Below are 24645 nucleotides of genomic sequence, written 5' to 3' on the forward strand. Positions count from 1 at the left end.
ATAAGTAATAGTAAGTATTCTAGTCAATTAAACTACAAAAAAAACAAATAAAAAAACAAAAAAACATGAAATCAGGTGGTAGCGAATGGGGTGGCTGGTGCGGATACTCGAATCCATTAAACATGAGATCATTACAGGCACGGTTTGTGGCCTGGATATGGAGGGGGAACCGGCTTCTTATGTCAGAATACCAAGAGATACCTTTGCTGAAGAGCTTAGTCAGCTGACTGAAGCCCTCATAGAATCTGTGCAGAGTAATACTTTTACCCCCCTCACGGTCCATATCAGCTGGATGTGCAAGCTGCGGCTGGAGCAGGGTGTCAGGTTGTCTGATATTATGGCTTTTTTTGATTTATATGAAACCGCTGTTAAAGACGCTATGTCAATTTATCTGCAAGAGGATCTGGTCAGCCTGAACAGGTACCGCCGGGAGATTGATTCTTTGCTGGACCGGGTCCGGGTTTTTGTTTCGGAGTATTTTTTTGCGCTGTATGAAGAAACGGTGTATGAGCAGTTTGAGCAGTTAAGAACAATTAACGAAATTACGGCTTACCTTACTTCTTCGCTTGATCTGAATGAGGTCCTGGACTTTATTGCCGTCAGCTCAATCCGCTTATTTAAGGCGGACTGCGGCAGCATTTTGCTTATTGATAAAAACGGCACCCTGCATGCGCCGGTTACGGCAGGCTGGCATGATGCCGGCTCGTCTGCCGTTATTGCCGACACTATTGCTTATTCAACAGCGGTTATGGAATGGAATTATGAAGACTTATTGTCAGACCATATGCATAATACCTTTAAAAACGAGAATCTTTCGCAAGTAAAGGCGATCAAACTCTATCTGCAGGAGCTGACGATTGGTGTTCTGATTATTGGGTACCGGTCACACCGGCGCACTACACCGGTTGACCAAAAACTACTGGAGACATTTGCCAATCATGCGGCTATCGCTGTTCACAACGCCCAATTATATGGTGATGCTGATTTTAAATTGCAGCAGCGAATCCAGGAAGTAACGGTCATTCTGGAGCAGAAGCGCGCGATTATGCATTGTATGCGGGAAGGTGTGATTGCCATTAATGCCGACGGCTACATCGACTTGGCTAATCATGAAGCCAAACGTCTGCTGGGCCGGGACGATAATATTATTGGCCGGCATATCCGTGATATTATTCCCAATTCCCGGTTGCCGGTCGTGCTGAAAAACCGGCAGGCAGAATATGACCAGGAGCAGGAGGTCGGTTCGAAGGTTATTATTACCAACAGGGTGCCGCTGCTGGTGGGCGGGGCAGTCATCGGCGCGATTGCGACCTTCCGGGACAAGCAGGATGTAAAAATACTGGCAGAGGAGCTGGTCGGGTTAAAAAGCCTGCTGGAATCCATGCGGGCCCAGTCGCACGAGTTTGCCAACAAGCTGCATGCTATATCAGGCTTGATTCAGATGAAACAGTATGATAAGGTAGTTGAACTTATCACACTGATGTATAAAAGTCAGCAGGATTTGGTTAGTTCTATTGTCAAGCGCATTAAGGACCAGGCAACAGCCGGGCTGCTTATCGGCAAAATCAGCCAGTCCAGCGAACAGGGGATTTCCTTGCGGCTTAACCCCCGCAGCAAACTGGGTGATCTACCGCCTGCTTTCAGCAGCCTGTCGATGGTGACCGTGCTGGGCAACTTAATCAGCAATGCGATGGAGGCGGTCGCGCAATTGCCTGTCGAACGGCGGGTGATTGATGTATACGTCTTTGAGGGCAAACAGCACCTGAATATTAAGGTAAGCGATTTGGGCAAAGGTATACCTGAACCTTATAAGAGAAAAATATATCAGCGTGGTTTTTCCACAAAACAAGGCAATCGGGGGGTTGGCTTAGCGCTGGTCAAGCAGGAAGTAAAGATTTGCGGCGGCAAGATTACTGTTAATTCACGGGAAAATGAAGGGACAACATTCTGGATAAAGATACCGGTAGGCTAAACAGCAGGGAGGGGGCCGAAATATGGGAATCGATATTGTTATCATAGAGGATGACCCGATGGTGCTCGAACTTCACCGGCAATACATCAGCCAGGTGAAAGGATTTAGGTTAGTGGGACAAGCTGCCAATGCTGCGGACGGCTATAGCATTATCAGGCAGATTAATCCCCAATTAGTGATACTGGATGTTTATATGCCTGGCGACAGCGGCATTGAGCTGCTGCGCCGGGTGAGAGCCGAGGGGATTAATATTGACGTTATTCTGGTTACGGCAGCTCACCGCTCAGAAACCATTCAGCAGGGGATGCAGTGCGGTGTGGTGGATTATATTATCAAACCCTTTACTTTTCAGCGTTTTAAAAAAGCCCTGAAGAGTTACCAGCAATATATCGACAGGATAAGAAACAGCCAGCAGCTGTGTCAAAAAGATATCGACTGTTTGAAGGGTACGTCCGTCAAGGATAGTACCCCAAACAGTCTTGAGGATCTAAAAGAGAATATTCCTAAAGGTCTGGATAAAGCAACCCTGGAGTTGGTATTAAAGAGTATTAATATGCAGGCCGGCTACTTTACTGCCAGTGAAATATCCAGGCTGGTTGGGATATCACGCGTAACGGTCCGCCGCTACCTCAACTATCTGTACAGCTGTGGCTGGCTAAAGGGAATCCTGTCCTATGGACCTGTCGGCCGGCCGTTGCATAAGTATATTAAGGATGAGCCTTTTTCAATATAGTACAATACCTTGTACTTTATCGGGCGGAGATGGTAAATAACTCAGGAAAACGAGTTGTTTTACCATCTTCTTTTGTGTTTTTATGAGGCAAGCTTATGAATTATATTTACAAAATTATCCTTATTTACCATACAGTATTCAAGTGAAGGCTTATACCTTATAATTACAACTGTAAGATGTTGCCAAGATAGACCAGCTTCTGGAGGAGGCTAGCCTGACAATGGAAAAAACCCTATCCTTTAGAGTAGCAGATGCTATGCCGGAAGATGTTGGCCAGGGCTATATCCGGATTGATACTGCGGAAATGGATGAGCTTGAAGTTATAATTGGTGATATTGTTGAAATTCAAGGCCGGAAAACCACGGTGGCCAAAATAGTCCCATGTTTTAGCCAGTTTAAAAATCAAAACCTGGCGCAAATTGAATCAATTATCAGAGAAAATGCCGGCGTTGGGATTGACGAACGGATAACCATAAGAAAAGCTGTCCGTCAACCAGCGCAGACAGTGATTTTAAGCCCGCTGGATGTGACTATAGATTTTAGTGACGCCCAGGACCTTAAACATTTAGAGCGGGTGTTAACCGGACTGCCGTTCTTAACAGGCGACCGGATCAAAGTTAATCTGGCCGGGGCAAGAAGTCAGTATTTCACTGTTATCGGTACAGCACCCAAAGGACCGGTTGTTGTCAATGCCGGCACAAAAATTAAAGTAACCAAAGCCGATGGCGGCGAAGACCGGAGTTTTCGGGCGTCCTATGAAGATGTGGGCGGTCTGGACAAAGAACTGCAGCGTGTCCGCGAAATGGTAGAGCTGCCGCTTAAATATCCGGAGATTTTCCGCCAGTTAGGGGTGGATGCTCCCAGGGGCGTTCTGCTTTACGGCCCGCCGGGTACGGGGAAAACCCTGATGGCCAGGGCGGTAGCCAGTGAAACCAATGCTACTTTTATGCACGTCAATGGCCCCGAGATTATTAATAAGTTTTATGGGGAAAGTGAGGCGCGGATCCGGGAGATCTTTGAGACCGCGCAAAGGCGGGCACCGGCCATCATTTTCATTGATGAAATTGATGCCATTGCCCCCAGGCGGACTGATGTAATCGGTGATGTGGAAAAACGGGTTGTTGCCCAACTGCTGGCCCTCATGGACGGACTGAAAAACCGGGGTCAGGTTATCGTAATCGGTGCTACTAATGTGCCGGATATGGTTGACCCGGCCCTCCGGCGTCCCGGCCGGTTTGACCGCGAATTATCCATTAATCCGCCTGATAGAGTCGGAAGATTAAGAATATTAAAAATACATATCCGCTCCATGCGGGTTGACGCTTCCGTCAATCTGGAGAAACTCTCGCAAATGACGCACGGGTTTGTCGGTGCCGACATTGCCATCCTTTGCAAAGAGGCCGGCATGAATGCAGTCCGGCGGTTATTACCGCAAATTGATTTTACCGCCGGGATTAATGAAGCTGATTTAGACAAACTCAACATAACCATGGATGACTTTTATGCCGCCTTCAGGGAAGTTGAGCCTACGGCGACCAGAGAGTTTTTCTCCGACCGCCCCAACCTGAAGTGGGAGCAGGTCGGCGGTATGGCCGATATCAAAGAGAATCTTAAGACCATGATTGAGCTGCCGCTGCAGCACCCGGAATTGTTTAAAGAGTCGCAGAACAATATGCCCAAAGGCTTTATGCTGACAGGGCGGCCGGGAACAGGTAAAACGCTGCTGGTTAAGGCTCTTGCCGGCTCCAGTGAAGCCCACTTTATAGCAGTAGATGCGGCAACCCTTAATTCCCGCTGGTTTGGTGAAGCCGAGAAAGGCCTGCGGCTGATTTTTAAACGGGCCAAACAGATTGCTCCCTGTATTCTGTTCTTTGATGAAATTGATGCTCTGGCCCCGGTGCGCGCGGTAACAGACCGTAATGGCACAGACCGGCTGGTAAGCCAGCTGCTGTTGGAACTGGATAGTCTGATGGATAGTGCCCATGTGATTGTGATTGCAGCAACCAACCGGCCGGATATGGTAGACCCGGCCCTGATGCGGCCCGGGCGATTTGACTTTATCCTTGAACTGCCTTTGCCCGGTAAAACGGAGCGGCGGGAAATATTCAAAATTCATACTGAAAAAATGAATCTGGCCGATGATATTGATTTCAATGGCCTGACACAAGCCACCGAGGGAGCAGCCGGGTCTGATATTGAGGCCATCTGTAAGCACGCATCATTATCAGCCATGAAACGCTTTGTTAGTCAATCGCAGAGTTTAGCTGCATTGTCAGGTGCCTATAAGGTACTGGGCGAGGATTTCAGCTCTGGTCTGCGACAAGTATTAAAAAAATAAGCTGGCAATATTGCCAACGGGGGTGAGTATCAAATCTACATTGGAGGGGTTCTGACGGTCACCTGTTGCCAAATCTTAAAGTAATAAAAAGGGGGAGAACAAATGACGCTGGCAGTTGCTGTTGACGCCAAGATGCAGGAAGTTACTGTATGGACCAGGGGGGTCACCCTGGCCAAAGAAGCTCGCGACACGGCTACCCTGCTCGCCAAAGCAGGTAGTCTCGAAGGAAAGTATAACCAGTCTTTCGACAACTACGTTGACTTGCCTGACCGGATTAATGTACCGGTGAAGAGTTATGCCCGCATTAGTCCTGAGCCGATTGAAACCTATTACGAGTATGAGAATTATCGTCCAGATGTTGTTGTGCTGGCTGAAGAAACACTTGTAAAAGGCAATCCTGTTTTAAAAGGCTGTAAGGATGGCACCGTTGTTATTATCAATACCAAGCGGGATATTAACAAATTGGTCAAATACCTGTCACCCCAGGAAAACCTGAGTAAGGTTAAAGTGGTCGCTGCGATTGACGCCGATGCCTTAGGCGCTGGTGTTTTCCATACCTTTGATGGTACTGAAGGCTGTATTGACGACACTAAGATTGGTGCAGGTGTTGGTGCGGCCATGGCTGCTGCTGCGGCAAAAGCCAGCGGTATTGTTAAATTAGAGTCTCTGCTCAAAATTGCTGAGAACAAAACAGCTGTTCAGCAAGGTTGGGATACAGTAGTCATATTACCGCTGTGCAACGGCGAAGCCGGTTGCCCTGTAAATCCGAGCAGGCTGGAACTGGAGTGGAAATAGTCGGTTTGATGATGATAGGGTAAATTTCAAGGAGGTGTAACCATGGCAAAAGTTTATAAACAAGTGCCATTTGCGGCTATTGTTCCTTCCCCTCAAACAGAAAATGAGGGTATGATCACTGGTAACTGGCGGTTCCTCCGCCCGGTAGTTGATAAAGAGCAATGTACAGAGTGCAAAACCTGCTATATTTATTGTCCTGATGCCTGCGTGAATTTTGCTAAGGCTGATGGCGTCAGCTTTAATCTGAAGTATTGTAAGGGTTGTGGTATTTGCAGCAACGTTTGTCCGGTAGGGGCAATAAGTCGAGTGCCTGAACTTGATTTTGATGAATAAGGAGTGAATAAGATGCCAATTAAGAAAAAAGGTACAGGTTTAACTGCGGTTGCAGATGCCTGGCAGCTTGCTGATATTGATGTTTCGGCGTCCTATCCTATTCGCCCATACACTGCAGTCATGGCTGAATTGGCAAAACGGATTGCCAACGGGACTATGCAGTGTGAAATGGTCCATGGCGAAGGGGAGCATGCCCAGTTTTCTATCGCCCACGGCGCTTCGATGGCTGGTGCCCGGGCCACAACCGGATCTTCCGGGGTAGGTGTTACCTATGCATTTGAAACCTACTCCCCAATCGCCGGCAGCCGTTGCCCGATTCAGGCGCTTGTTGGCGACCGTACCCTTGATCCGCCCGGTGATTTTGGTTCTGAGCATACTGACTGCCTGACTCTGCGTGATAATGGCTGGATCTTTGGCTGGGCCCAGGACGCACAGGAATCTTTGGATAATAGTCTGATGTATTTCCGGATTGGTGAGGATCCTGACATCATGTTGCCGCAAATTGTGGCAATGGACGGTTATTTTGTCACCCATATTGCTCAGGATTATATTATGCCTGATCAGGACCAAGTTGATAAATTCCTGCCTAAGTTCAATCCGAAATTCCGCCTTGATGTAAAAAACCCTGTGATTATGGGGCCGCAGATCGAGCCGGAAATGGGACCGCCGCTGGAGTGGGACCGCCATGTAGTAATGACTAAGGTTAAGGAAAAAATCGTTGAGGTAACGGAAGAGTTTGGTAAAGTGTTTGGCCGCAAATATGCTCCGTTCGTGGAAGAGTATCTGACTGAAGACGCTGATATGGTATTTGTGCTGCAAGGCGCACATGCCGTAACCTGCCGCAGTGCGATCAAGTATCTCCGTGAAGCTGGTTTCAAGATTGGCTTGTGCAGACTTCGTTGGTTCCGGCCGTTCCCGGATACCGCCCTTGCTCAAATTCTGACTAAGTTTAAAGTTGCCGGCGTTATTGATACGGGAACATCCTATGGCGCACCCTGCAGCGGTGGGGTACTGTCAACAGAGGTTAAAGCTGCTATGTCTGAAGTTGCGGGCAAGCCGATCATTCAAAGCTTTACCTCCGGCTTGGGCGGCGAGACCATTACCCACGAAGAGTTCTTCGCAATGGCTGAAATGATGAAGCAAACCCTGCAAGCCGGCAAGATTATTCAAGGCGGCACCTGGGTTAACTTCAATGATTATCATGAAGGCGCTTCTCAGATCAATGCTGCGAAACATGAAGCTGCCCCCAGTAAATAATAAGGAGGAGTAAACGATGGCAGTTGCTGAATTAGTTAAGTCAATTGCACACACGACTGATTTGCGGGACACTTATGTTCCCGGTCACCGTACTTGTGCTGGTTGCGGTCCTGCGCTTGCGTATCGCCTGGTAGCAAAGGCTGCAGGTGAAAATACAATCTTTATTGGTCCAACCGGCTGTATGTATGTTGCCAACACCAGTTATGCCTGTGGTCCCTGGGCCGTGCCCTGGACACATGCCCAGATCACCAACGGCGGCGCCGTAGCTTCCGGTATTGCCGAAGCTTTCCGCATGATGATCAAAAAGGGTAAAATCCAGGATAAGTTCCCCAATGTTATTGTCATGGCCGGTGATGGCGGCTGTTCTGATATTGGTCTTCAGGCTATGTCGGCTATGTTCTATCGCGGGCACAAGGTTCTTTGCGTAATGTATGATAATGAGTCCTATGCCAATACCGGTATTCAGGTTTCTCCGTCTACCCCGTATGGTGCTACGACTATGTTTACCCCGGCCGGTCCGGCCATTCCGGAAGCCAAGAAACATCAAATGAAAGACCCCATGCCGATATTCCTGGCCGGCGGTCATCCTTATCTGAAATATGGGGCAACAGCCTCCATCGGCTATCCCATTGACCTTATGAACAAGATCCGCCGAGGTCTTGCTGAAGACGGTCCGGCGTTTGTTCATCTGCATTCCCCCTGTCCGAAAGGCTGGTCTTTCCCGCCCGAACGGACTATTGAGATTGCCAAACTTGCGGTTGAGACCGGCATGTGGAATCTTTACGAAGTTGAAAACGGCGACTGGGCTCATAAGAAGTTCAGTGTTATGCCGAAGAAACTTAAACCTGTTGACGAGTATCTCCAGACTCAGGCCCGTTTCTGCCATCTGCAACCTGAGCATGTGGCCAAAATCCAAAACTTCGTCAACAACCGCGCCAAAGCGCTTGGTATGGAAGTTCCCCTGCCGCCTGCTCAGTAAGGCTGCATAAAAAACTCTATAGGCATTAGCCGTAAGTCCCTGGTTTCTCATGAACAAAAGGAACCAGGGGCTTACTAATGTGAACATGCTTTGTTAAAGAATGAACAAAGTATTGGAGGAGGCACGGTTGTATGGATAAGGGTGTTGCCTTAACCTTTACGAACTGGATACTGGCTTTCCTACCTATCTTAGTTTTGCTATCTACCATTTTACTATTTAAATGGGGCGCGCCGAAATCCGGCGCAGTATCCTGGTTTACAGCGGTTATCATTGGTTTGTTTGTCTTTGGCGGCGATTCGCGGTTACTGGCTTTAGCCAATAGCAAAGGCATGGCCATGTCACTTTATGTATTGCTTATTATCTGGGGTGCCGTTTTTCTCTATAACCTGGTTGAGAAGATTGGCGCGATCAAAGTAATTGGCGACACCATGATCAAAATAACGGAGGAGAAGCTGCTGCAATGCCTGCTGATGTCCTGGTGTTTTGCCAGCTTTATGCAGGGGATTGCCGGTTTTGGCGTACCTGTTGCCGTTGTCGCGCCAATTATGCTGGTCATGGGTTTCCCGCCGGCGATTGCGGCCGCTACCTGCCTGGTAGGGCACTCCTGGTCGATTAGCTTTGGCTCAATGGGATCTTCCTATTACACAATTCAGTTGGTTACCAAAATCCCCGGCGAGATTATCGGCCCCTGGATGGCACTTTTGTTTGCAATACCTATTTACGCGACCGGTATTGCCGTGTGTCATATTTACGGCGGCTTTGCTGCTGTCAAAAGAGGTTTGCCTGCTGTTCTGATCACCGGTACGGTTATGGCTTTTATGTGCTGGTTCATGAACAAACTCGGCGCTGCTCAGCTGGCTACACTGATTCCGGCGCTGTTTGGCTGCGGGACGATGGCTGTTCTGGCTAAGACAATCTACCGGCATGAGGCCGATGCGGAAGAGAAGCAGCAGGATGCACCGCTGATGGGCTTTAATATGGCGTTTTCGCCGTATTACATCCTGATCGCACTCTGTATTATGACCCAGATTAAAGCGATTGCCAGCTTTTTTGCTCCTTATACCTGGGGACTTAATTATCCCGCAGTGACAACAGCGGCGGGTTTTGCCGTCAAGGCCGAAACGATGTATTCAAAAATCAACATCTTCTCGCATCCGGCCCCGCTGTTGGTTGCTGCAGCAATTTGCGGCTATGTTATTTTTAAAATTGCCGGCAAATGGAAAGCGGGAGCCGCCTCTGAGGCTGTCAAAGCCACCTTTTCCCAGTGTGTGCCTACCAGTATCGGCATAACAACCATGGTCATGATGGCGTTAATTATGAACGATACCGGTATGACTAACATGCTGGCGCAGGGGATTGCGAATTCAACTGGTGTTCTGTTCCCCATATTCTCGCCGTTTATCGGTGTGCTGGGAGCATTTCTCACCGGTAGTAACACCAACTCGAATGTAATGTTTGGCGCATTACAATACGAGACGGCCAAGGTGCTCGGGATTAGTGCTGTCATTATGTCGGCCGTTCAGTCTGTTGGCGGTTCGGTCGGCTGCGCAATCGCTCCGTCCAAGGTGCTCATTGGTTCGGCCACCGTTGGTCTGGATGGCCGTGAAAGTGAGGTTCTGAACCGGACGATACCTTACTGTATAATCATTTCGCTGCTGGTGGGCATCAACGCCTGGATTTTTGCCTACATGTTGTTTAAGGATCTGCCTTAGTGCAACTAAAAACGCGGAAGAGCAAAAGGAGGTATTGGGATGTCGACAAACCCTACACCTGGTCTAAATCAAAATGTTGTTTTGAAGCCGGTCCCCTGGGGGAAGAGATATCGGGCTCCATTAATGAATGCAGCTTTCTGGGCATTCTGGCTTGGTTTTGCTTTGGCACACCAAGGCGGTGTGGCCAATAACAGCTTATTGATTAATCTGTCCTATCTGGTATTTGCGCTGGCCTGTTTAGTACCGTTGGTTACAAAAAAATAGGGGTTTCAGGAAATGCCGTGTTTACGGCATTTCCTGTTTCCAGAGGCTTACAAAAAAAAATCAAAATTATATACATGGGAAGGAGGCGCGTTAATGTCTAACGGCGTACCGCAAAAAGAACCCCAGGCTTTGCCAACAACCTGGGCAGAGCATCTTGTTCCGTCAGGACGTGAATATTGCCGGAAGATAACCACCGTGGGTAAGTGCGGCGTAGCCTCACCGCCGGCATCAGAGTGTTTTTGGGCGTTTGTTGGCTCCTTTGCCGGTATTGGTATTGTTGCTTATTTAACTTTCCTGCAAGGCATTCCTGTTTTGCTTGCCTCACTGGGGGCATCGGCCTGCCTGATTTATGGCGCGCCGACGGCACCGTTTGCTCAGCCGCGGAATGCTATTGCCGGCCACTTATTGTCGGCTGTAATCGGGGTTCTGATTTACCAGTTGGCCGGGGCCCACTGGTATACGGCCGCTCTCAGCGTAGGGCTGGCCGTAGCCGCTATGGTGGGAACGAGAACCATTCACCCGCCGGCCGGGGCCACCGCCCTGATTGCCGTAATTACCGGGCAGGGGTGGCTGTTTCCTCTATTGCCGGTAGGTGTGGGTATTTGTATATTAGTGATTGTCGGCCTAGTCATTAATAATCTGGCCGCAAAACGGCAATATCCGTGTTATTGGTGGTAGAAAGCAATGCCTGAGCACCAATGGCTCTGCCCTGGAGAGGGGCGGTTAGCCCGGAACTGTTCAATATGTATATTCTGAAATCGAGTTTGCCGGGGCTAACGACAGGGGGGATTGCCGGGGGCAGTGTGTTAGCCTGCTGCCTGCATAAAACCCCTATTCCCGCCCCGTTGCAGGAAAAAATCAAGGTGAGCGGCAGCGGTTAAATAATACAATGAATAAATAAGAAATTTGAAGGAAGCCTGTCAACCACGGCTTTCTTTTATTTAATTGTGGAAATACTATAGCGATGATATGCTTGACGGAGGTAGAAAAATGGTCAGCTCATTACTTGAGATTGATTTAGATAAAATCAAGTATAATACGGCGCAGGTAAAAAAAATATGTGGCCGGCAAGGCATCAAGGTGCTGGGCGTAACGAAGGGCTTTAGTGCAATTCCGCAAATCGTAGCGGCTATGGTGGCAGGAGGCGTGGATGGTCTGGCCGATGCCAGAATGGAAAACATAATAAAACTTAGAAACTACGGTTTTGATCAGGAGATGACCCTGCTAAGGATACCTAAGCTAAGCAACGTCGCCGACGTTGTGCACTATACAAATGTCAGTGTTAACTCTGAGATTACCGTCATCAAAGCCTTGTCGCAGGCGGCCGGGAAGCTGCACAGCCCGCATCAGATTGTACTAATGATTGATGTTGGTGATCTCCGTGAAGGCGTAATGGCCGAGAATGTGCTGGCGACGGCGAAACAGATCTCGCGTTTACCGGGGGTCAGGCTCATTGGCTTAGGCACCAATATGGGCTGCTTTGGCGGCGTTTTGCCCAGTATAAATAATTTAGGCTTACTTGTGGAACTGGGAACTTGTATTGAAAAGCAGCTCGGCCTGCAGATTGAGATTATCTCAGGCGGGGCGACCTCGACCTTATCACTGGTTGAGACCGGTATAGTTCCGGCCGGTGTCAATCAGCTAAGAATCGGGGAAGGCATATTATTAGGGACAGACAGTACAAATAATAGAAAGATCCCCTGGCTTTGTGATGATGCTTTCCTGCTGCGGGCGGAGGTTATTGAGTTTAAGGCTAAGCCATCGGTCCCCATCGGTGATATTGGCAGAGACGCTTTTGGGAATATACCACAGTTCGCGGACGAAGGCCTCAGGAAGAGAGCCATTCTGGCTTTGGGAAAACAGGATGTAAACATTGAAGGCATTACACCGATTGATGAAAATTTAAAAATTCTGGGGGCAAGCAGTGACCATCTTATTGTTGATGCCACCGATTCGGCAGCAAACATCCATGTGGGCGATGCCATCTGTTTTCGGCTGAATTACTCAGGGATCTTATCAGCCAGTCAATCGAGATATATCGGGAAAAAATTTTACGGAGGTAACTATGGTTGAGCTGATTACCGCCTTTGACAAGGCAATCATCCGTCGTTTAGTCGAACTGGAAGCAGATGCTTTTGGGGCCGGGGGGATGAATGAATGGCAGTTAGTACCGCTAATACGGCACGGTCACGTTTATGTCACCCGCAAGGCAGGAGAAGTGATTGGCGCGGTGCAATATATGCTAGATTGGCACAATCCGAAAAAAGCTTATATGATAGGAGTGTCTATTGCCAAAGAACAGCGGGGCCAGGGTGTTGGTACCGGTTTTATCAAAGAAACATTTACTCCCTTAGCGGCAGAGGGCATTGAAGAAGTCGAATTGACCGTAGATCCTGCCAATGCAGCCGCCGTCAAGGTGTATAAAGGTAAACTGGGTTTCACGGTTACCGAATTTAGGCGGGACGAATATGGCGATGGCGAGGACAGGCTGGTAATGAAATTATCTTTGAAAAAATGTAAATAGTTTCCTGGACATGGCGCTTGACTATCTTATTATTCTGGTATATAATAATTTTTGCCCCATAGGACAAGTGTTAGTATATCGGGCACTGAACAATATTCATTTAGACGGCGATATAGCCAAGTGGTAAGGCAGAGGCCTGCAAAACCTCTATCCCCTAGTTCGAATCTGGGTGTCGCCTCCAACTTTTTTATGCATATATGAAATCTAAGACTACCTGCGGGTAGTCTTTTTGCTGTTTACCTTGCAGAATTGATAAAGCGCAGGGCAGGGCGCCGCTGCTCATTGACCGGCAGATTTTTTTATTGACAATCACGTATTCAATAGTATATCATTACATATGAACATATAAGCATATATAAAGAGGTGTGCTATGAAAGATTCGGAACGTGACATTTGCGAGCAATACTGTATTCATCCCCAGATCATAGAACGGCTGAAAACAGCTATACTGGACGATAGTATTGTGCTGGACATGGCGGAAATGTTTAAGATATTGGGTGATTCTACCCGGATTAGAATTTTACATGCCTTATCCCAGCAGGAATTGTGTGTGTGTGATATTGCGGAAACGCTGGGAATGAACCAGTCGGCCGTCTCTCATCAGCTGCGGACCCTGCGGGGGGCCCGCCTGGTAAAGTATCGCAAAGAAGGCAAAGAAGCGTGGTATTCTCTGGATGATGATCATGTAATCTCATTAATGTGCCAGGGCCTTGAGCATATTTCTCACAAACGCTAGGAGGTAGAAAAGATGCATAAACAGGAAGAACAACATTGCGGCTGTGGCTGTTGCGGCGAAATGGCCCTGACGGCTACTGCCGGGGCGATTGCGCTTGACAAAGCCCATTTGCTGAATACCACCTTTCAGGTTGATGGCCTCGATTGTGCCGACTGTGCTGCTAAGGTCGAAAAAGCGGTCGGCCGTATTCAGGGTGTCACTGAAGCCCGGATGAATTTTGCCGCCGCCAAAATGAAGGTGAGCTATGACAGTACTGTAATGGGCGCAGACGAAATTGTCCAGGTGATTGCCGGGTTTGGCTATGATGCCAAAGCGGTCAGCGAGGTACCGGGATACCAGAAAACGGTGTTGCGCTTAACCGGCCTTGATTGTGCCGACTGCGCCGCCAAGCTGGAAAAGCGGGTTGCTGGGCTTGACGGTGTGCAGGCCGTGGCCGTAAATTTCGGTGCCGGCAAAATGACGGTGGAACACACGATTACTGCGCAGGAAATTATTGAAACTGTAGAGCAGGCCGGTTATCAGGCGGCTCTTGATCAGGCCCCGGGCAGTACGGCTGCTGAAAAGCAGGTTTGGTGGCAAAAGCCGCGGATGCTGGCAACGATTGTGTCCGGTCTGCTGCTGGCAGTCGCTCTTGTCCTGGACTGGACCGGGGCGGGTGAGCAGCTGCTGATACCTGTTTATGTTCTGACCATGATTATTGGTGGTTATCATGTAGCCAAGAGCGGCTTATACGGCCTGAAAAGTATGACGCTGGACACCAATTTCCTGATGGTTATCGCTGTGGCCGGGGCGGCGGCGATCGGTGAGTGGAGCGAGGGTGCAACCGTAGTTTTTCTTTTTTCTTTTGGCAATGCCCTTCAGGCTTACACAATGGATAAAACCCGCAGCTCTATCCGGGCGTTGATGGAGCTGGCCCCGCCGGAAGCCCTGGTTAGGCGCAAGGGTGAAGAGCTACGCCTGCGGGTGGAGGAAATTATTGTCGGTGACATCATGCTGGTTAAACCCGGTGAACGCCTGGCGATGGACGGGGTGGTGGCAAATGGCAGTTCCACTGTCAACCAGGCAGCCATTACCGGTGAATCCATGCCTGTGGAAAAACAGGCCGGGGATATTGTGTATGCCGGCACGGTCAATGAACAAGGGGCTCTGGAAATCAGAGTGACCAAGCTGGCGGAAGACTCCACCCTGGCCAAAATCATGCACATGGTGGAGGAAGCCCAGGCGGAAAAAGCGCCAATGCAGCAATTTGTTGATGTTTTTGCCAAATATTATACCCCGGCCGTCATCGTGGCCGCGGTGGGCCTGACCATTATTCCCCCGCTCTTTTTCAATGCATCCTTTGATTTGTGGTTTTACCGGGCATTGGTACTGCTGGTAATTTCCTGCCCGTGCGCTCTCGTCATTTCAACGCCTGTATCGATCGTTTCGGCGATTGGCAATGCTTCGCGCCATGGGGTGCTCATCAAAGGCGGTGCTTATCTTGAACAAATGGGAAAAATCCGGGCCGTTGCTTTTGACAAGACAGGTACTCTAACCGTTGGCAAGCCAATGGTGACCGATGTTATCCCCTTAACCGGCGGCTTCGATAAACAACAAGTGCTGGCCCTGGCCGCTGCTGTTGAAAAATGGTCGGAACACCCGCTGGCGGAAGCGATTGTGGCCTGTTACGGCAATCAGGCCTTACCGCCGGTAACCCAGTTTAAAGCCCTTGTTGGCCGGGGCGCGCAGGCCGAGCTTGATGGTCAGACCGTCTATGTAGGCAATCAAAGGCTGTTTGAGGAGTTGGGCTGTTCGCTTGCCGCTTATGAAAGCAGCTTATCGGCCCTTGAAGGGCAGGGAAAAACAGTTATGCTGGTAGGCAACGGCGCAGAATTATATGGTATTGTTGCTGTAGCCGATACCCTGCGCGATAACAGCCCGGCAGCCGTGGCGGCTATTAAAGCGGCCGGGGTCGAACAGGTCGTTATGCTGACCGGTGATAATTGCCGGGTCGCAGAGGCTGTTGCCGGCAATCTGGGGCTTGATGCCTTCTATAGTGAACTGCTGCCGGCCGATAAAGCCGCAACCCTTAAGCAGCTGGCCGGCCAATATGGCAGCGTAGCCATGGTCGGTGACGGGGTGAATGATGCCCCGGCGCTGGCGACTGCCGCTGTGGGTATTGCCATGGGGGTTGCCGGTTCGGACACGGCCCTGGAAACGGCTGATATTGCGCTTATGTCTGACGATTTGAGTAAACTGGCCTATGTAATGAAACTCAGCCGGAAAACAGTGGCGATCATCAAGCAGAATATTACCTTTTCGCTGGTGGTGAAACTGGTGTTTGTCATTGGCACCTTTGCCGGTTTTGCCAATCTCTGGCTGGCTGTGCTGGCCGACACCGGCGCCGCCCTGCTGGTGACCTTAAACGGGATGCGGCTGGCCCGGGATCTCCGCTAGGCAGGTCAGATTAATTAGTAATTATGGAATCTTTTCACAATAATATATTGCAGTGATCTCCAGAATACGTTATAATTTTAGCGAATACCGATCTGAAGGTCGGAACAGTTACTTTTTTAACAGCTGAAAAATTAAAAGCACTGAAGCATATCCACGAAGGGTAAGCAGGACGCCGATGGTCGTCCTGCCCCTTCGTATTTTTGTTTTTCCGGGCAAAAGGTCCTCTTAGCACGCCACTGGCTCTGCAGGGTGCTACCACTAGTGATGAATCAATAACGGATTGAAACTTACTGGGATGGTCGTGCCGACAGCTATAATGCGTATGTGCAGAAAGAATGGCCGGCAGAAAAGGTTATGAGAAGATTATTTAATATTGGAGGAGAAACATGATGCAGGCAGACAAGCTTTATGATGTATGGTGGCAAAACCGCGCCGAAGGGGAACAGCAAATGGAAGAACGGCATCAGCGGGGCTGGCAGGAGGTTATTCAGCTTATTCAGGAACAGGACCTTTCCCACATGGCGGTGCTTGATTTCGGCTGCAACCAGGGGGGGTTTTTACGACACCTGCATCAGGCTAAGCCCTTTAAGGAAGGTGTTGGCATTGATCTGGCCCAGGCGTCGATACAAGTGGCCAATGCCCGTAAAGGGGATCTGCCGCTGACCTATGTGGCTACAACTACCCCTGAACAGTTCGCCAACAGGTTTGATCTGGTCATCAGCCAGGCGGTCATTTATTTGATTAAAGACCTGAAAACCCACGCCTGGAAGGTTAAGCAGCTGTTAAAGCCCGGGGGGGTTTATTATGCCACCTACACCGACTTAAGCACCAATCCCAGTCTGGAGCATTTTACCAAATGGATTAACGACAACAGCCTGGTAGAGTCTAATGCCCACACGCTGGATTTTATTGCCGGCACCTTTGCCGCCGAGGGCTTTCACGTGGAGATACAGCGGCGGCGGCCGCAGGGATTTATTGATATTTCCCGCGACGAGGATGGTTTTTTATGTATTGCCGACAGGATGCAGGCAACGTATGAACAGGCGTACCTTTTCCGGTTTTCGCTGGCGGAGAAATAAGGGTACAAAAGTTCAGTCTGTACTTTTAAAGCCAATATAAGGCCGGTAAACAGCAGCACTAATTTTTTTAAAAAAGTAAATCAAATAATAGGATAAATCAGGATAATTAAAGAATATATGTATTAATAAACAGGAGGTGAATTTGCATGAGTCGTCGATTCTATGTCCGGTTGCTTATCGGTGTAGCCGGGAGTCTGATTTGCTTTTCTTTAATCATGCCCGGGGCAATGGCCCAAACCAGGACATTGTCCAAGGACACCAAACTTCATCCGCAGGGCTGGAGTGTTGGTGATTTCATCAAATTCAAAAAAAATACCGTGGTTAGTCTGAATGAAATGGGAGAAGTGGTCTCGGGGACGCTGGATAAGGATACCTTGCTGCCGCCGCGGGGCTGGGACCGGGTGATTAATGATTATTACGCGACAACCGTCCACGCCGATATCAGCCCGTATTTCCACCGCTTTTACTACCGGCCGTTTATTGGCCGGGACTATAAGGTGGTTATCCCCGGTTATGGTCATTTGTTATATAAAGGCGGTACTGTTGTCACCTTTAGTGAACAGGGTGACATTATCGCCGGGACAATTGCCGATAAGGCAACCATTCGTTTAATCGCCGACAAATATGGCTTTGTAACCTTTAAAAGCGATACGGTTCTGACTTTTTTTGCTGCCGGTGCCGTCCAGTCCGGTATTTTGGATGAGGATACCCATCTGCGGCCTGTTGGCTGGAAAAAACGGATTACCGGTGACGATACGGCCGGATATATTAAATTCAGCAAAGGCAAAACCATTACTTTTAATGAAGCGGGCGAGGTGGTTGCCGGAACCATAAAAGAGGCGGTGACACTGCCGACTGACAAGGGGACGGACCAGGAATTTCCTGCCGGTTCGCTGGTAGAGTTTGATGATCTGGGGGCAAGCACCAGCCGGGATAAATATGAGCAAAGCATGTCAAATTACTAAAATAATAGACAGTTCCGGGGGGCGTACCCCGCAACTGTCTATTATTTATACCGAGGAGGAGGATACGATTCACAAAAGAAAGATAATTTTTTCACTATTTACAAAAAGGCGACACCATTGTACAATATTAAGGAATAAGGAGTTTGAAAACTCCAGCAAATTATGATGTTTACCGCTAAAAAATGTAAAAAGATAATTTGGGCATGAAGCCGCTGCGGACGTGAAGTCCCCGTTGGTTTCCATGCCTTTTTTTATGAAAAGACAGAGGTTTCTGAAATGAGAACGTTTGCGGAATAAGTGTAAAAAGGAGAGGGAGAAGTAACTGTGTCAGAAACGACAAAAGCGCTTAACAAATGTAAAAGGGTTGCAGCCGTACTCATTGCTGGCATGCTCCTGGTGAGCCTGCTGGCCGGCTGCGGGTCGCAGTCAGGCCAGACGCCGGCTACAGAGAAGGTGCTGAATTTTTCCTGGGCGAAGGATATTGGTTCCTTAAATCCCCACATGTATAATCCCAATCAGATGTTTGCCCAGGCTTTGGTGTATGAATCGCTGGTTCAGTACAGCGACGCAGGCAAGATTGTCCCCTGGCTGGCCGAAAGCTGGACTATCTCGCCTGACGGCAAAGAATACATATTTAAACTGCGTCAAGACGTAAAATTCTCAGATGGCTCTGCCTTTAACGCCGCCGCTGTCAAGAAAAATTTTGATGCCGTACTGGCGAACGGCAAACGGCATGACTGGCTGGCCTTTATTCGGCAGATCCAAGAAACCCAGGTCATTGACGACCATACATTCAAGCTGGTGCTTAAAGATGCGTACTATCCTGTACTGCAGGAACTGGCGCTGATCCGGCCGCTTCGCTTCCTGGCTCCGGCCGCTTTTCCTGACAACGGCAATACCGGCAAGGGGATTAAACAGCCGGTGGGAACAGGCCCCTGGGTGCTGAGTGAGTATAAACAGGGCGAAGTAGCGGTATTTGTCCGTAATGAACATTACTGGGGACCTAAACCCAAGGTCGATAAACTGGTAATAAAAATAATTCCTGACAGCGAGTCGCGGGTGGTTGCTTTTGAAAAGCAAGAGCTAAACCTGCTTTATGGCAACGGCAGTATTAGTCTGGATGCCTTCAAGCAGCTCCAGGCTGCCGGCCAATATGAAACCAAGCTGTCAGAACCGCTGGCCACCCGGGTGCTGGCCATCAACTCCAATAAAGGGGCAACTAAAGAGCTCAAGGTCCGTCAGGCATTGCAGCATGCCGTCAACAAAGATGCTTTTGTCAAAGGTGTTCTGTTCGGGACCGAACATAAGGCCGATACCCTGCTGGCCACAAACTTCCCCTACTGCAATCTGGGCCTAACACCATATGAATACAGCGAAGACAAAGCCAGGGCCCTGCTGGATGAAGCGGGCTGGAAGGTGGTTCCCGGCAGGGATTTCCGGGAGAAAGACGGACAAACGCTGGAACTGGAATTTTGCTATGAAAGTACAAATGCCATCCAAAAATCGGTGGGCGAGGTTTTGCAGGGCGACCTGAAAAAGGTCGGTATCAAGGTCAAACTCACCGGTGAGGAGCAGGGGTCGATTGATCAGCGCCAAAAAGACGGCAACTTTAATATCATTTACGGCGATACCTGGGGGGCCCCTTATGACCCCCATTCCCTGGTAGGCTCGATGCGGGAGCCGGCCCATGCCGACTATCAGGCCCAACTCGGCCTGCCAATGAAAGCCGAGCTTGATAAGCTGGCGTCCGCTGTATTAGTCAGCACCGATGAAACCAAGCGGCAGGAGTTATACAGACAGATCTTTACCACCCTCCATGAGCAGGCCGTATATCTGCCGTTGTCCTATCTGGCAAATTTGGCGGTATATCCTAAGAACCTGAGCGGAGTTGCCTTTATGGGCAGTCAATATGAAATTCCTTTCGGTACGATTGATATTCAGTAATTTATGAGGAAATCGAGGTGGCAGTATGTTTGCTTATGTTGTCAAACGCCTGCTCAGCCTAATCCCGGTACTGGTAGGTATCTCCATGATTACCTTTCTCATACTGCGCCTCACGCCGGGAGACCCGGCGGAGGCGTATCTGAGACTTTCCCAGATACCGCCGACGGAGGCCGCCGTAGCGGCAGTCCGGGAGGAACTTGGCCTTGACCGCCCGCTTATTGTCCAGTATGGGGATTGGCTGGTAAAGGCACTCACGCTTGATTTTGGCAAATCCTATGCCACCCACCGGCCGGTGTGGGACGAAATGATGTTTCTGCTGCCGGCGACAGTTCAATTAGCCGGGGTATCGCTGGTTTTTACGCTCGTCCTCAGCATACCGATGGGTATTTTTTCGGCCTTGTATAAAGATGGTTGGTTTGATAATTTTTGCCGGTTTATTGCCTTTACCAGTGCCGCTATGCCTAATTTCTGGCTTGGCTTTATGCTGATGTATTTCTTTGCCCTTAAGCTTGATCTGTTGCCCACCCTGGGGCGGGGGTCATGGGCGCATTTTATTCTGCCGGCCCTGACGCTTTCCTTTAGTTATATTGCCACCTATGTCAGGCTGCTGAGAACCAGTATGCTGGAAAATCTGGAGCAGCCGTTTGTGTTGTATGCCAGGGCCAGGGGCTTGCAGGAAAGCCTGGTTATAGGCCGGCATGTCCTGAAAAATGCGCTGCTGCCGCTTGTTACCGCTCTGGGGATGAGTATCGGCCATCTGCTGTCCGGCTCGGTGATTGTCGAAAGCGTTTTTTCCTGGCCGGGAATTGGCCGGTTTTGTGTATCCGCTATTTTAAACAGGGACTATCCGGTGGTTCAGTGCTTTGTACTGATGATGGCCGTTGTTTTTGTTATTGCGAACCTGTTTGTTGATATTGCCTACGCGTGGCTTGATCCGAGGATCCGCCTGAAAGGGGAGTCCTCATGAGGTTAAAGAGTACCTTGACCGGACTGGCGCTGCTGATTATTTTGTTAACTGTGTTAATGGCGATTTTCGCACCGCTCCTAGCGCCTCATGATCCTAATGATGTTTCTTTGGAGAGGAAATTAATGCTGCCTGATAATAGTTATCTGTTAGGAACGGATCATCTGGGTCGCTGTATTTTATCCCGCCTTATTTACGGGGCCCGGGTTTCGCTGGGGGCGGCGTTTGCCGTGATGTCTGCGACTCTGGCCATCAGCACCGTGGTGGGAGCCGCGTCCGGTTATGCCGGCGGCAGGGTAGATGCTGTTATCATGCGGCTTTGTGATATATTTTTGGCATTTCCCAGCCTCATTCTGGCTTTGGCATTAGTCGGCGTGATGGGGCCGGGGTTACCCAATGTCGTGCTGGCGCTGGCGCTTTCCCAGTGGGCCTGGTATGCCAGAATGATCCGGAGTATGGTGCTTAGCCTGAAAGAAAGGAACTACGTGCTGGCTGCCAAAGTGGCCGGGACGCCACAGTCCACCATTATTGTCAGGCATATTCTGCCGAATATCCTGCCGCAGATTGCGGTGCTGGCCACTCTGGATGTAGGGTGGGTGATCCTGCATATTGCCGGCATGTCATTTCTAGGTTTAGGGATACAGCCGCCCACACCGGAGTGGGGGGCGATGATTAACGACGGGCGTCAGTTTTTGCGGGGTTATCCCTGGCTGATGGCTTACCCCGGTTTGATGATTCTCAGTGTGGTTATGGCTTTTAATCTCCTGGGTGATGCTTTGCGGGACATGAGTGATCCGATGATCAAGAAAAATTAGCCCGGTGGGGCTGATGCCGCTGAAGCTTATTTACAGGGGAAAAAGGCAGGAAAGGACGGTAACGCGTATGGGAAAGCAGCCGCTGCTGACAATAGAAGATCTGCAGGTGGTTATTACACGCAAGGATAAAGCTGTGCCTGTCGTGCAGCAGCTCAGCCTGCAGATAGGGCAGGGTGAGATTTTTGGGCTGGTGGGTGAAAGCGGCTGTGGCAAAACACTGACCTGTCTGTCGATTTTAAATCTCCTGCCTGCCGGTATTGTCCGGACCGGCGGGCTGATTCAACTGGCCGGGGTAAGTCTTAACGACCTGACAGCGGCACAATGGAGGCAGCTCCGCGGGAACCGGATTGCGTTGATTATGCAGAATCCGATGAGTGCTTTTGATGCCATTCGCACAATTGGCGATCATTTTATCGAAACCTTGCTGGCCCATGGGAAAACAGACCGCCGGGCTGCCAAAGCAACGGCAATAGAATATCTGGCCAGAGTGGGGCTGCCGGAGCCGGGGCTGCTGCTGCGGCAATACCCTTTCGAATTGAGCGGCGGTATGCTGCAGCGGGTAATTATCGCTATTACCCTGGCCCAGCAACCGGATCTCATTATTGCTGATGAGCCAACTACTGCTTTGGATGCTGCCTCTCAGGTCCAGATTCTTGATCTTCTGGCAGCGGTGAGGCGTGAATTTGGCACAAGTATGCTGCTAATCTCGCATGACCTTGGTGTCATTGCCCGGCTGGCTGATTCGGTAGCTGTCATGTATGGCGGCCGGATTGTTGAACAAGCCGCAGTCGCCGAACTGTTCGCCCAGCCGCTTCATCCTTATACTCAGTCGCTGCTGAACGCCCGCAACAGTATTGGGCTGCCACGCAGCCAACGCCTGTCCTTCATAGCGGCAAATGAGGGCGGCTGTTCGACCGGCGGCTGCGGGTTTTCCGGACGCTGTCCGCGGGTTAGTCCTGCCTGCCGTGCATCACTTCCCGGGAAAGTGACGGCCAATGCCGGCGGCCACTGGGTACGCTGCCTGGACATAAGCGCAGCTCAGATGGGGGTTGGCTGATGGCCGTTAGCACGCCCCTGCTTGCATTACAGGGAGTCAGCAAGCACTTTCACGGCGGCGGCATCTTCAAGCAGGGGCGCAGGGTGCAGGCGAATAAAGAAATCAGCCTTTCACTGGCGGACGGGGAGTGCCTTGGTCTTGTCGGTGAAAGCGGTTCCGGCAAGAGTACTCTGGGCCGTATCATTCTGGGCATTGAAAAGCCCGAGAGCGGGGCGGTGTTTTTTCAGGGCGTTAATTTGTACGGGCCGGATAAAGCCGCCGTCAGGGCGGTGCGGCGGGACCTGCAGGTCGTGTTTCAGGACTGTTTTAGTTCGGTCAATCCGCGCCTGACTGCCGGGGAGAGCATTGCTGAACCGCTAAGAAATTTTGCCTGCCCCGGTTTTCGGGATGTGCTCCTGGCCGTCGGGGAATTATTAGAGCTTGTGGGGCTTACCCCCGGAGATGCCGCTAAGTACCCTCATCAGTTCAGCGGCGGCCAGTTGCAGCGGGTTTGTATTGCCAGAGCTATTTCCCTGCGGCCCAAGCTGATTGTCCTGGATGAGGCGGTCAGCAGCCTGGACGTACTGGTGCAAGCCCAGATTCTCGATTTATTGTCTGATTTACGGGCCGAACGGGGAATGTCCTATGTATTTATTTCGCATGACCTGGCGGCGGTAGCTCATCTGTCCGACCGGCTGGCTGTTATGTATGCCGGTGAGATTGTGGAAAGGCTGGACAATATGGAAAACCTTAACTGTCTTACCCATCCGGTGTCCCGGGCACTGTTAGCAGCTATACTGCCGGCGCAGCCTATGAACAGGGATACTCGCTAACCGTACTGATATATAGTAAATTAACACGAAACGAGGTTGCCTATGGACTTGAACAATAACAATAGCGACTGGTGCATTCGCCGGATTACTGCGGCTGATATCGGGCCGGTACTCGACTTTATCCTGCCAATGCTGCAGGAAATATATCCCCATATACCCGGCGTAGCCGACCGGTGGGATTTGACCCACCTGGAGGAAGCCTATGTTTTACCGGCGAAGGCCGCGTTATTTGCCGCTTTTGACAGTAATGGCCAGGTAGTCGGAACTGTTGCCGTCAATCCGTATGATGACCGGCTTGCTGCCGTTGCGGGCTGCTATGATTGTTCAGTGACAGCTGAGGTATCACGTTGTTATGTAAAGACCTCGCTGCGCCGTCAGGGGATTGCCTGCCGGCTGGCAGCTAGTATCGAGGAATATTGCCGGACTCATGGCTACAGGCGCATCTGTCTGCACACCCACAAATTTTTGCCTGGCGGCTTTCCGTTTTGGCTGAGCCAGGGCTATCTGGTCCGCAGGGAAAACACAGATGCGCTGGCGACCGTATATATGGATAAAGATATCTGCGCTACAGGTTGACTGTAGCGTTTTTCCATTTATGGAAATTATTCTGACTGCAAGCAGGATTTTTTGGTTTTATAGAGAATGTTATATTTGTAATAAATTGAATATTTAGTCACTCCGACTCTGTTTACCTAATAGAAGTTAGGATAACCAGATCGAGGTTTTACCCGGGAACCGGTAGACCTTCCGATACGAAAGGAGTATATATTACCTACTATTAAGGGACAGGGTGCTCGCTGCTTTTGGCGTACTCTGTTTTTTTCTTGCGATAGGTTTATTAGTGTCTTGACCCCATTATCTTTTTAGTTTGATGACGGCAAAAATGGCAAATGGCGGCGTCAGCCCCTCCTAGCAGACCTCTTCCAGTAT

General features: G+C 50.0%; 23 protein-coding genes and 1 tRNA gene. All 24 read left to right on the top strand.

The features are described 5' to 3' along the window. Positions 1 to 85 precede the first annotated feature (85 nt). The 24 genes from SPTER_RS04650 to SPTER_RS04760 all read left to right on the top strand — a co-directional run bounded on the left by SPTER_RS04650 (position 86) and on the right by SPTER_RS04760 (position 24291). Positions 86 to 1972 carry an ATP-binding protein gene (locus tag SPTER_RS04650; protein ID WP_246105485.1) on the top strand — a complete coding sequence of 629 codons (1887 nt, stop codon included), beginning with the start codon at positions 86 to 88 and terminating at the stop codon, positions 1970 to 1972. 22 nt (positions 1973 to 1994) lie between these two features. Then, positions 1995 to 2705 carry a response regulator transcription factor gene (locus SPTER_RS04655; protein ID WP_144349259.1) on the top strand — a complete coding sequence of 237 codons (711 nt, stop codon included), beginning with the start codon at positions 1995 to 1997 and terminating at the stop codon, positions 2703 to 2705. Positions 2706 to 2925: 220 nt separating this feature from the next. Then, positions 2926 to 5043, top strand: a complete 2118-nt coding sequence (locus tag SPTER_RS04660; protein WP_246105486.1) for a CDC48 family AAA ATPase — start codon at positions 2926 to 2928, stop codon at positions 5041 to 5043. A gap of 102 nt (positions 5044 to 5145) precedes the next feature. Next, complete coding sequence (locus SPTER_RS04665; RefSeq protein ID WP_144349261.1) at positions 5146 to 5838, top strand: oxalate oxidoreductase subunit delta; 693 nt, start codon at positions 5146 to 5148, stop codon at positions 5836 to 5838. A gap of 42 nt (positions 5839 to 5880) precedes the next feature. Continuing rightward, the gene (locus SPTER_RS04670) at positions 5881 to 6171 is read left to right on the top strand and encodes a 4Fe-4S binding protein (protein WP_144349262.1); all 291 of its coding nucleotides are present in this window, start codon (positions 5881 to 5883) and stop codon (positions 6169 to 6171) included. Positions 6172 to 6183: 12 nt separating this feature from the next. Next, positions 6184 to 7428 (top strand): oxalate oxidoreductase subunit alpha, encoded by a 1245-nt coding sequence (locus tag SPTER_RS04675; RefSeq protein ID WP_144349263.1) that lies wholly within the window; start codon positions 6184 to 6186, stop codon positions 7426 to 7428. A 16-nt stretch (positions 7429 to 7444) separates the two neighbouring features. After that, a complete protein-coding gene (locus SPTER_RS04680; RefSeq protein WP_144349264.1) occupies positions 7445 to 8407 on the top strand; it encodes an oxalate oxidoreductase subunit beta in 963 nt (320 codons plus the stop codon). A 131-nt stretch (positions 8408 to 8538) separates the two neighbouring features. Next, positions 8539 to 10119, top strand: a complete 1581-nt coding sequence (locus SPTER_RS04685; RefSeq protein WP_144349265.1) for an L-lactate permease — start codon at positions 8539 to 8541, stop codon at positions 10117 to 10119. A gap of 39 nt (positions 10120 to 10158) precedes the next feature. Continuing rightward, complete coding sequence (locus SPTER_RS04690) at positions 10159 to 10383, top strand: hypothetical protein (protein WP_144349266.1); 225 nt, start codon at positions 10159 to 10161, stop codon at positions 10381 to 10383. Between the two features lie 93 nt (positions 10384 to 10476). Next, complete coding sequence (locus SPTER_RS04695) at positions 10477 to 11061, top strand: HPP family protein (RefSeq protein WP_144349267.1); 585 nt, start codon at positions 10477 to 10479, stop codon at positions 11059 to 11061. A gap of 20 nt (positions 11062 to 11081) precedes the next feature. Then, positions 11082 to 11264, top strand: coding sequence for a hypothetical protein (locus tag SPTER_RS24550; RefSeq protein ID WP_170233145.1), 183 nt, complete (start codon positions 11082 to 11084; stop codon positions 11262 to 11264). Positions 11265 to 11373: 109 nt separating this feature from the next. Further along, a complete protein-coding gene (locus SPTER_RS04700; RefSeq protein WP_144349268.1) occupies positions 11374 to 12456 on the top strand; it encodes an alanine racemase in 1083 nt (360 codons plus the stop codon). Then, positions 12449 to 12907 carry a GNAT family N-acetyltransferase gene (locus tag SPTER_RS04705; RefSeq protein WP_144349269.1) on the top strand — a complete coding sequence of 153 codons (459 nt, stop codon included), beginning with the start codon at positions 12449 to 12451 and terminating at the stop codon, positions 12905 to 12907. The genes SPTER_RS04700 and SPTER_RS04705 overlap by 8 nt, the downstream gene beginning before the upstream one ends. A 106-nt stretch (positions 12908 to 13013) precedes the next feature. Then, a tRNA-Cys gene (locus tag SPTER_RS04710) sits at positions 13014 to 13088 on the top strand. Positions 13089 to 13277: 189 nt separating this feature from the next. Then, positions 13278 to 13643 (top strand): ArsR/SmtB family transcription factor, encoded by a 366-nt coding sequence (locus SPTER_RS04715; protein ID WP_144349270.1) that lies wholly within the window; start codon positions 13278 to 13280, stop codon positions 13641 to 13643. Positions 13644 to 13655: 12 nt separating this feature from the next. After that, the gene (locus SPTER_RS04720) at positions 13656 to 16079 is read left to right on the top strand and encodes a heavy metal translocating P-type ATPase (protein ID WP_144349271.1); all 2424 of its coding nucleotides are present in this window, start codon (positions 13656 to 13658) and stop codon (positions 16077 to 16079) included. A gap of 386 nt (positions 16080 to 16465) precedes the next feature. Next, the gene (locus SPTER_RS04725) at positions 16466 to 17158 is read left to right on the top strand and encodes a class I SAM-dependent methyltransferase (protein WP_211367474.1); all 693 of its coding nucleotides are present in this window, start codon (positions 16466 to 16468) and stop codon (positions 17156 to 17158) included. Positions 17159 to 17304: 146 nt separating this feature from the next. Continuing rightward, complete coding sequence (locus SPTER_RS04730; protein ID WP_144349272.1) at positions 17305 to 18123, top strand: hypothetical protein; 819 nt, start codon at positions 17305 to 17307, stop codon at positions 18121 to 18123. 324 nt (positions 18124 to 18447) lie between these two features. Then, a complete protein-coding gene (gene nikA / locus SPTER_RS04735; protein WP_211367476.1) occupies positions 18448 to 20067 on the top strand; it encodes a nickel ABC transporter substrate-binding protein in 1620 nt (539 codons plus the stop codon). Between the two features lie 25 nt (positions 20068 to 20092). Then, complete coding sequence (nikB, locus tag SPTER_RS04740; protein WP_144349273.1) at positions 20093 to 21034, top strand: nickel ABC transporter permease subunit NikB; 942 nt, start codon at positions 20093 to 20095, stop codon at positions 21032 to 21034. Continuing rightward, the gene (gene nikC, locus SPTER_RS04745) at positions 21031 to 21846 is read left to right on the top strand and encodes a nickel ABC transporter permease subunit NikC (protein WP_144349274.1); all 816 of its coding nucleotides are present in this window, start codon (positions 21031 to 21033) and stop codon (positions 21844 to 21846) included. Before nikB ends, nikC begins: the two co-directional genes overlap by 4 nt. A 67-nt stretch (positions 21847 to 21913) precedes the next feature. Next, positions 21914 to 22903, top strand: coding sequence for an ABC transporter ATP-binding protein (locus tag SPTER_RS04750; RefSeq protein ID WP_170233146.1), 990 nt, complete (start codon positions 21914 to 21916; stop codon positions 22901 to 22903). Further along, positions 22903 to 23715, top strand: a complete 813-nt coding sequence (locus tag SPTER_RS04755; RefSeq protein WP_144349276.1) for an ATP-binding cassette domain-containing protein — start codon at positions 22903 to 22905, stop codon at positions 23713 to 23715. The genes SPTER_RS04750 and SPTER_RS04755 overlap by 1 nt, the downstream gene beginning before the upstream one ends. A 42-nt stretch (positions 23716 to 23757) precedes the next feature. Next, complete coding sequence (locus tag SPTER_RS04760) at positions 23758 to 24291, top strand: GNAT family N-acetyltransferase (protein ID WP_144349277.1); 534 nt, start codon at positions 23758 to 23760, stop codon at positions 24289 to 24291. The last annotated feature ends 354 nt before the right edge of the window (positions 24292 to 24645 follow it).

Origin of the sequence: Sporomusa termitida, from assembly GCF_007641255.1 — a bacterium.
In the GTDB taxonomy this organism is placed as follows: domain Bacteria; phylum Bacillota; class Negativicutes; order Sporomusales; family Sporomusaceae; genus Sporomusa; species Sporomusa termitida.

Coding starts and splice junctions, on each gene's coding strand:
- SPTER_RS04650 (WP_246105485.1), top strand. CDS start 86: ATGGGGTGGCTGGTGCGGATACTCGAATCCATTAAACATGAGATCATT.
- SPTER_RS04655 (WP_144349259.1), top strand. CDS start 1,995: ATGGGAATCGATATTGTTATCATAGAGGATGACCCGATGGTGCTCGAA.
- SPTER_RS04660 (WP_246105486.1), top strand. CDS start 2,926: ATGGAAAAAACCCTATCCTTTAGAGTAGCAGATGCTATGCCGGAAGAT.
- SPTER_RS04665 (WP_144349261.1), top strand. CDS start 5,146: ATGACGCTGGCAGTTGCTGTTGACGCCAAGATGCAGGAAGTTACTGTA.
- SPTER_RS04670 (WP_144349262.1), top strand. CDS start 5,881: ATGGCAAAAGTTTATAAACAAGTGCCATTTGCGGCTATTGTTCCTTCC.
- SPTER_RS04675 (WP_144349263.1), top strand. CDS start 6,184: ATGCCAATTAAGAAAAAAGGTACAGGTTTAACTGCGGTTGCAGATGCC.
- SPTER_RS04680 (WP_144349264.1), top strand. CDS start 7,445: ATGGCAGTTGCTGAATTAGTTAAGTCAATTGCACACACGACTGATTTG.
- SPTER_RS04685 (WP_144349265.1), top strand. CDS start 8,539: ATGGATAAGGGTGTTGCCTTAACCTTTACGAACTGGATACTGGCTTTC.
- SPTER_RS04690 (WP_144349266.1), top strand. CDS start 10,159: ATGTCGACAAACCCTACACCTGGTCTAAATCAAAATGTTGTTTTGAAG.
- SPTER_RS04695 (WP_144349267.1), top strand. CDS start 10,477: ATGTCTAACGGCGTACCGCAAAAAGAACCCCAGGCTTTGCCAACAACC.
- SPTER_RS24550 (WP_170233145.1), top strand. CDS start 11,082: ATGGCTCTGCCCTGGAGAGGGGCGGTTAGCCCGGAACTGTTCAATATG.
- SPTER_RS04700 (WP_144349268.1), top strand. CDS start 11,374: ATGGTCAGCTCATTACTTGAGATTGATTTAGATAAAATCAAGTATAAT.
- SPTER_RS04705 (WP_144349269.1), top strand. CDS start 12,449: ATGGTTGAGCTGATTACCGCCTTTGACAAGGCAATCATCCGTCGTTTA.
- SPTER_RS04715 (WP_144349270.1), top strand. CDS start 13,278: ATGAAAGATTCGGAACGTGACATTTGCGAGCAATACTGTATTCATCCC.
- SPTER_RS04720 (WP_144349271.1), top strand. CDS start 13,656: ATGCATAAACAGGAAGAACAACATTGCGGCTGTGGCTGTTGCGGCGAA.
- SPTER_RS04725 (WP_211367474.1), top strand. CDS start 16,466: ATGATGCAGGCAGACAAGCTTTATGATGTATGGTGGCAAAACCGCGCC.
- SPTER_RS04730 (WP_144349272.1), top strand. CDS start 17,305: ATGAGTCGTCGATTCTATGTCCGGTTGCTTATCGGTGTAGCCGGGAGT.
- nikB (WP_144349273.1), top strand. CDS start 20,093: ATGTTTGCTTATGTTGTCAAACGCCTGCTCAGCCTAATCCCGGTACTG.
- nikC (WP_144349274.1), top strand. CDS start 21,031: ATGAGGTTAAAGAGTACCTTGACCGGACTGGCGCTGCTGATTATTTTG.
- SPTER_RS04750 (WP_170233146.1), top strand. CDS start 21,914: ATGGGAAAGCAGCCGCTGCTGACAATAGAAGATCTGCAGGTGGTTATT.
- SPTER_RS04755 (WP_144349276.1), top strand. CDS start 22,903: ATGGCCGTTAGCACGCCCCTGCTTGCATTACAGGGAGTCAGCAAGCAC.
- SPTER_RS04760 (WP_144349277.1), top strand. CDS start 23,758: ATGGACTTGAACAATAACAATAGCGACTGGTGCATTCGCCGGATTACT.